Source organism: Jatrophihabitans sp. (assembly GCF_035474675.1).
In the GTDB taxonomy this organism is placed as follows: Bacteria; Actinomycetota; Actinomycetes; order Mycobacteriales; family Jatrophihabitantaceae; genus Jatrophihabitans_A.
The window spans coordinates 1-6742 of sequence record NZ_DATINC010000145.1; the positions used below are offsets into that span (position 1 = coordinate 1).

The 6742-nt window shown below is 71.2% G+C and carries 5 protein-coding genes and 2 pseudogenes; 3 read left to right on the top strand and 4 right to left on the bottom strand.

Annotation, left to right across the window (positions count from 1 at the left end; all coding sequences use genetic code 11):
- Positions 1–1432, bottom strand: a 1432-nt coding sequence (locus tag VLJ82_RS16895) for a UPF0182 family protein (protein ID WP_408664535.1), incomplete at its 3' end; no start/stop codon positions are given.
- A gap of 124 nt (positions 1433–1556) precedes the next feature.
- On the opposite strand from VLJ82_RS16895, the gene VLJ82_RS16900 reads away from it, so the two are divergent.
- Positions 1557–2135, top strand: a complete 579-nt coding sequence (locus VLJ82_RS16900) for a PPA1309 family protein (protein WP_408664536.1) — start codon at positions 1557–1559, stop codon at positions 2133–2135.
- A gap of 106 nt (positions 2136–2241) precedes the next feature.
- Here the strand turns inward: VLJ82_RS16900 and VLJ82_RS16905 are convergent, their stop codons facing one another.
- On the bottom strand, positions 2242–3267 hold the full coding sequence (locus VLJ82_RS16905) for a YlbL family protein (RefSeq protein WP_408664537.1): 1026 nt from the start codon (positions 3265–3267) through the stop codon (positions 2242–2244).
- Between the two features lie 76 nt (positions 3268–3343).
- Positions 3344–3568 carry a hypothetical protein gene (locus VLJ82_RS16910; protein ID WP_408664538.1) on the bottom strand — a complete coding sequence of 75 codons (225 nt, stop codon included), beginning with the start codon at positions 3566–3568 and terminating at the stop codon, positions 3344–3346.
- 340 nt (positions 3569–3908) lie between these two features.
- Between VLJ82_RS16910 and VLJ82_RS16915 the strand changes: the two genes are divergently transcribed.
- Positions 3909–5366 carry a zinc-dependent metalloprotease gene (locus tag VLJ82_RS16915; protein ID WP_408664539.1) on the top strand — a complete coding sequence of 486 codons (1458 nt, stop codon included), beginning with the start codon at positions 3909–3911 and terminating at the stop codon, positions 5364–5366.
- Here the strand turns inward: VLJ82_RS16915 and VLJ82_RS16920 are convergent.
- Positions 5357–5878, bottom strand: a pseudogene (locus tag VLJ82_RS16920) (M48 family metallopeptidase); the annotation flags it as partial. The gene VLJ82_RS16915 and the pseudogene VLJ82_RS16920 sit on opposite strands and share 10 nt — an antisense overlap.
- A gap of 269 nt (positions 5879–6147) precedes the next feature.
- On the opposite strand from VLJ82_RS16920, the pseudogene VLJ82_RS16925 reads away from it, so the two are divergent.
- A pseudogene (locus VLJ82_RS16925) lies at positions 6148–6742 on the top strand (hypothetical protein); the annotation flags it as partial.

Genomic DNA, 6742 nt, shown 5'->3' on the forward strand with positions numbered 1-6742 from the left:
AGTACACCTGCGGCGTGGACAGGTCCAGCGGCCCCTGCGGCGGGATGTCGCCCTCGGTGAACTCCTTGGTGTTGGTCACGTCGCTGCTGGCCGCGGCCGCCGCGAAGCCGTAGCCGTGGGTGTAGAAGGTGTGCGCGTTGATCCAGTTGGTCTGGTTGCCGGTCAGCTTGCTCTCGTCCAGCTCCCGCACCCCGACCACGTAGTCCAGGATCTCGCCGTCCACCTCGTAGCGGTCGATGTCGAGCTTGGTGGAGAAGCCGTACTGGTTGCGCAGCTGCTGGAACTTCGTGAAGGTCGGCGACACCACGTTCGGGTCCAGGATGCGCAGGTTGGACACCGTCGGGTCGGTCGCGGTCAGCGCGGCGTTGTCCGGCCGGTTGGTCACCGAGTAGGGCTGGTAGGTGACGGTGCCGCCGTCCTTGTCCGTGACGATGTCATAGGCCTGCCTGGTGGCCTGGATGTTGCGCGCGATGTAGGGCGCTTCCTTGTCGCTGGCGTTCGGCTTGACCGTCACCTGCTGCACGATCGCCGGGTAGATGCCGTTGATGCCGATCGAGAGGACCAGCAGCACCACGAAGGAGATGACCGGGATCTGGGCGCTCTTGAGCCACAGGCTGGCCAGCACCGCCAGCGCGATCAGCACCGCCACCCAGAACAGGATGGTCTTGGCCGGCAGCGAGGCGTTGACGTCGGTGTAGGACGCGCCGGTCACCTTGCCGCGGCCGGAGAACACCAGGCCGTAGCGGTCCAGCCAGTAGGCGCAGGCCTTGAGCGCGATGAAGAAGAACACCAGCATGGTGACGTGCCGGCGGGCCGAGATGGTCAGCTTCGGCCCGGGGGTGGCGATCCGGAAGGCGCCGAACAGGTAGTGCACGGCCAGGCTCAGCAGCAGCGAGAAGATCACCGCGTTGAAGCCGAGCCCCAGCAGCAGCCGGTAGAACGGGTAGTCCCAGGCGAAGAAGGAGATGTCGCGGTGGAACTGCGGGTCCTTGATCCCGAAGGACACCCCGTCGCGCCACAGCTGCCAGGTCTTCCAGTGCCCCTGGGCGGAGGTGCCGGCCACCAAGAACACCAGCACCATCAGCACGCTGAAGATCAGCCGCTTCCTCGGTTCCAGGGCCACCCGGTAGCGCTCCAGGTTCTCCTGCTCCTGCGAGATCGGCCGGAACGGCGGGCGCATCCGGTAGGCGAAGAACACGTTGGCGCCGATGATCGCGGCTATCACCAGGCCCACCAGCAGGAACAGCACGACCCGGGTCCACAGGATGGTGCTGAAGACGCTGCGGTAGCCGACCTCGCCGAACCACAGCCAGTCGGTGTACACCCGGACCAGCGAGCCGAGGACCGACAGCAGGACGAACAGCGAGACGAGTACCCCGATGACGATCTTGCCGCGCCGCGACACCCGGATGCTCGGCATATCAGGCCGCATGGCCACGAGGCTCTCCTCACCCTGCGTCCACGCCCTTGCGGTCGGGGACGGCTGTCGATCCTGCTCTGTTCGGCCAACGTACCGGGCGGGGTAGGCGTTCCGGCCCGGATGGCAGGATCGAACCATGCCTGACGACTCCTCCGCGGCCGGCCCCGCCGGTCGGCGTCCGGACCTGCTGCTCGAGACCGTCGCGGCCGAGATCGAGGCCTACGTCGGCCAGGCCGGCTGGGACCTGGCGCCGGCCCTGTTCGCGCTGGTCCCGACCCGGGTGCTGGCCGCCGACCCGGCCGCGGCGGCCCTGCTGGGCCAGGGCGCGGCCGGCGATCCCGGCGAGATCTCGGCCGACTCCCTCACCCCGGTGGCCCAGGAGGAACTGCCCGACGGCCCGCTGGACGAGGTGCTGGCCCGGATCGGGTGGCCGGAGGAGGTGCTCGGCTGCGCCCTCAGCCAGGAGATCGTCCTGCTGCCGCCATCGGCGGAACCGGACCTGACCGACCTGGCCTCCGAGGCGGCGGCCAGCGTCGCGCTCGAGCATCCGGACCGCCGGGAAGCCAGGCTGGTGGTGGCGGTGCTGCGCGACGGCCGGTCGGCGAGCATCCTGCGGCTGCGGAGCACTGCCGGGACCGGGGAGGACGACCTGCTGACCGGCCCTGACCTGGCGCCCAACCTGGTCGCGGCGCTGAGCGTCACCTTCACCGACTGACCCGTCCGGGCTGGCTGGCCCCCGGGCTGGCTGGCCCCCGGGCTGGCTGGTTCCGGTCCGGCCGGGCTTGGTCGGGGCCGAGCCCTCGCCTCGTCGGGTTCCGGGATCAGCAGTGCGGCACGGCGGCACCGGTGGCCTGCGCGTCCAGGTCGCCGATCGCCTCGTGCAGGGTGGAGACCTTGATGACCTCGAGTCCCGACGGGATGTTGCCCCGGACCTCGGAACAGTTGCTCTCCGGCGCCAGGAACAGGGTGGCGCCGGCCCGCCGGGCCGCGATCATCTTCAGCGCGATCCCGCCGATCGGGCCGACCTTGCCGGACGGTTCGATGGTTCCGGTGCCGGCGATGAACCTGCCGCGGGTCAGGTCGTGGGTGCTGATCTTGTCGATGATGCCGAGCGAGAACATCAGGCCGGCCGACGGGCCGCCGATCCCGGTCAGGCTGAGCGTCACCTGGAACGGCGGCAGGCAGCCCTGCACCACGGTGATGCCGATCCGGGGGGCGCTGCTGCCGGACGCCGGCGCCTGGAGCACCAGGGTGACCTCGACCTGCTTGCCGGCCCTCCGGACCACGGCCGGCAGCCGGTCCCCGGCCCGGTGCGCGGCCAGCACCCTGCGCAGCGCCGGGTCGTCGGCGATCGAGGTCCCGGCCACCGAGACGAACTGGTCACCGGCCTTGAGCGCCGCCGCGTTGGGAGAGTCCTCCGACACCGAGTTGACCCCGAGCCCCTTCGGGTAGCCCAGCTCGCAGGCGGCCGCCTCGACGGCATTCTGCTGCGACAGCACGAAGTCGTCGGAGTTCTGCTGGTCCTGCTCCTCCTGGGTGGTGCCCGGCGGGTAGAGGCTGTCGTGCGGCACCACCACCTCGTCGTGCCGCAGCCAGCCCCGGATCGCGCCCAGGATGGTGGTGTTCTCGGTGCTGGCCGAGACCGTCATCAGGTTCAGGTGGCCGGTGGTGGGGGTCACCGGGTGGCCGCTGACGGCGATGATGTCCTTGCCGTCGTCGGTGCCGAGGGTGTTGAAGGTCGGCCCCGGGCTCTCGACCAGGTACGGCACCTGCATGCCGAAGCTGAGGATGCCCAGCACCAGGCACAGCACGGCCCCGATGACGAGGGTGCGCAGCTGACGGGACATCGCGATCACAGTAGCGGCCGATGCCGGCTGCGGCGGCGGACCGGGGCGTCCGAGTGGTGTGGAGGTGGCGGTCCGGTCAGTCGGTGGCCGGCTGGTCGGTGGCCAGCGCGGGGCTGCTTGCCCGCAGTGCGGCCAGCACGGGCGGCTGTTGCGCGAGCGCCCGCAGCAGGGCCTGGTGCTCGGACACCGGGTCCGCCCGGCGGAACCGACGGCCGGTCTCGCCGGCCGCGCGCCACCAGATCGCGACCGCACCCAGCGCGGTGCTGACCACCGGTGCCAGCAACCACCACAGCCATGCCATGCGATGCACGGTAGGCGGCGGGACCGGCGGGCGGGCGGACGCGCGCCGCGACACCGGTCCAGGTGGCCTTTCTGATCGACTGGTCGACTGGTTAGCCTGGTTGGCCTGGTTGGCCTGGTTGGCCTGGTTGGCCTGGTCGGGCCTGGTCGGGCCTGGTCGGGCCTGGTTGGGCCGGTAGGCGGTGCTCGGCGTTGTCCTTCGCCCTGGGCCGATGTGTACCGCGGCCGGTTCAGCCCGCCGGGCTGGCCGTCCAGCTGTCCCGCTCGGCGGTGTTCGCTGAGGGCGCACGCCGCCGGGCACCGCAGCCAGCCGCCGGCCGTTGGGAGATAACGTGACGGGTATGAGCAACTTCGGGTTCGGCTTCGGGCAGTTCGGCCAGAACGAGCCAGGACGAGATCCAGACGACATCGCGGGCAAGATCCCGCTGTTCGCGGAGTTGCAGCGCCTGCTGGCCGGCTCCGGCGGCCCGGTGAACTGGGATCTGGCACGCCAGCTGGCGATTTCGAGCCTGGCCGGCCAGCACCGCCGGATGACCTCGGCCGACCACGCCGCCGTCGCCGATGCCGTCCGATTGGCCGACGTCTGGCTCGACGGCGCCACCGACCTGCCCTCGGGCATCACCACCGCCGAGGCCTGGAGCCAGATCGACTGGGTGGAGAAGACCATCGGGACCTGGGCTGCCCTGTGCGACCCGGTGGCCAGCCGGGTGGTGTCGGCGATGTCCGGTGCGATCCCACCGGAGGTGGCCGCCCAGGCCGGCCCGATGGCGCCGATGATGAGCCAACTCGGCGGCATGATGTTCGGTGCGCAGCTCGGCCAGGGCATCGCAGCGCTGGCCAGCGAGGTGGTCACCGGAACCGAGATCGGGCTGCCGCTGGGCCCTCCCGGAACCGCTGCCCTGGTGCTGGCCAACCTCGACGCCCTCGCGCAGGACCTGGAACGGCCGGTGGCCGACGTCCGGCTGTTCATGGCGGTGCGCGAGGCGGCGCACCACCGGCTGTTCAACCACGTGCCGTGGCTCCGGCAGCAGCTGCTGGAGGCGGTGGACGCCTACGGCCGCGGGATCAGCATCGACCCCGACGCGATCTCCGCCGCGCTCAACGACATCGACCCGAGCAATCCGGAGTCGTTGCAGAACGCCCTGGCCGGTGGCCTGTTCGAACCGCAGAACACCGACGCCCAGAACGCTGCGCTGCGCCGGCTGGAGACCCTGCTGGCCCTGATCGAGGGCTGGGTGGACGCGGTGGTCGGCCAGGCGATCGGGGACCGGATGCCCGGAGGCCCGGCGCTGGCCGAGGCGATCCGGCGCCGGCGCGCCTCGGGCGGGCCCGCCGAGCAGACCTTTGCCACCCTGGTCGGGCTGGAGCTGCGCCCGCGCCGGTTGCGCGATGCCGCCGCGTTGTGGGCGGCGATGTACCAGATGCACGGCACCTCTACCCGGGACGGTTTGTGGAGCCATCCGGACCTGCTGCCCAGCGCCGACGACCTCGACGACCCGACGACCTTCGCGGCTGGACATGGCGCCGGTCAGGATCTGCGGATGCCAGAGCTGGACGATCCGGACCTGGCCAGCTTCCGGCCGGGGGGCGGGGACGCCGAGGTGCCCGATCTGCCGACCGAAGCGGGGGCACCGACAGCCGAGGCTGCCACCCCGCCGGCGGCCGAGCCGGAGGTGCGCCCGTCCGGCACCGCCCAGGACGGGCCGGACACCCCCGCGGAGCGGGGCGAGGCATCGTCCGGTTCTTCCGAGCCGCCGGACGAGTCGGGCGAGTCACAGTCCGCCAGCCCCGGCAACTGAGCCGCCATGGCCACCCCTTCCAGGAAGCCACGGGCCCGTTCGGTGCGCGGATAGCGCTCGACCCAGGCCCAGAAGGCCCGGTTGTGGCCGGATTCCAGCAGGTGGCTGAGCTCGTGCATCAGGACGTAGTCGATCACCCAGGCCGGCATCGACTGCAGCCGGTGCGAGAGCCGGATGGTGCGGTCGCTGATCGTGCAGGATCCCCAGCGCTGCTGCATGTTGGTGACCCAGCGCACGCTGACCGGCTGGGCCCGCCCGTCCAGGTAGGTGGCCGACAGCTGGCGCGCGCGGTGCAGCAGCTGGCTGTTGCCGGGCCGGGCACCGATGCCCGTCATCCTGGCCTCCCGGCGGGTAACCCGGTCGACCATCTCGGTGACCAGCTGCCGTTCCTCGGCCTTGCTGGTGCGCGCCGGCATCAGGATGACGATCTTGTCGCCCTCGCGGTAGGCGGACACGGTTCGGCGGCGACGGCTGCTTCGCCTGACCTCAATCGGCGGGGATGGGTCGACCATGCCCGTCACCCTAAGCTGCGCCACCGACAATCCGGAGCCGTGACCGGCCGACTGTGCACAAAGTCGAGCCACTGCTGTGATTGGTAGGCCGAAGGCCTTGACATTTCAGGGAAAGGGTCTTTATCCACAACTTTTCAACGAGAGGTGTGGCGCGTCGTCCAGAGGTTATCCACAACTCCTTCCACAAGTGTGGACATGGAGTTGAGGGTTACCGCAGGCCTGTGGATATCCGCCGGCTCGTGTCGGGGCGGTGTGCCACCGTCCTAGCCATGACAGCCCAGTACCCCGATTCCGTTCCCGGCGACCCGCCTTCGGATACCTCCCCCGCGCAGCTGCCGACCGGGCGGCGGCTGAACCGGGCGGCGGTGGTGCTGTGGCGATCGCGGCGGGATGTGCAGCTCGAACTGGGAACCCGCCGGATCGTCGTGGAGGATGTCGGGCCCGAGCAGCTGTCGGCATTGTTGTGGCGGCCAGCCGGCAGCCTGGCGGCCCGTCCGTCCGGCGCCGTGCCGGCCGGGCTCGCCGAACTCGTCGCGGCCCTGGACGACGCCGGCTTCCTGACCCGGGCCACCGGTGCTGCCGGTGAGCGGGCGTCCCCGCCGGCCCGGCTGGCAGCGGACCTGGGCGCGTTGGCAGCCCAGTTCGGAGACGGTGCGGAGGCGGTGCTGCAGGCTCGTCGCACGGCCACCGTGGCGGTGCACGGCACCTCCCGGCTGGCGACCACCGTCGCCGCGACCCTGGCCGCCGCCGGGGTGGGCTGGATCCACCTGGTGCAGGCCGGTGAGGTGTCGGCCAGCGACGTGTGTCCCGGCGGCGTGACGCCCGCCGACGAGGGCCGCCGGTTCGCGGTGGCTGCCGAGGAGG

What these genes read in the sequence shown, in the direction of transcription:
- VLJ82_RS16900 (WP_408664536.1), top strand. Translation starts at nt 1,557, where the DNA reads ATGCCTGACGACTCCTCCGCGGCCGGCCCCGCCGGTCGGCGTCCGGAC.
- VLJ82_RS16910 (WP_408664538.1), bottom strand. Translation starts at nt 3,568, where the DNA reads ATGGCATGGCTGTGGTGGTTGCTGGCACCGGTGGTCAGCACCGCGCTG.
- VLJ82_RS16915 (WP_408664539.1), top strand. Translation starts at nt 3,909, where the DNA reads ATGAGCAACTTCGGGTTCGGCTTCGGGCAGTTCGGCCAGAACGAGCCA.
- VLJ82_RS16905 (WP_408664537.1), bottom strand. Translation starts at nt 3,267, where the DNA reads ATGTCCCGTCAGCTGCGCACCCTCGTCATCGGGGCCGTGCTGTGCCTG.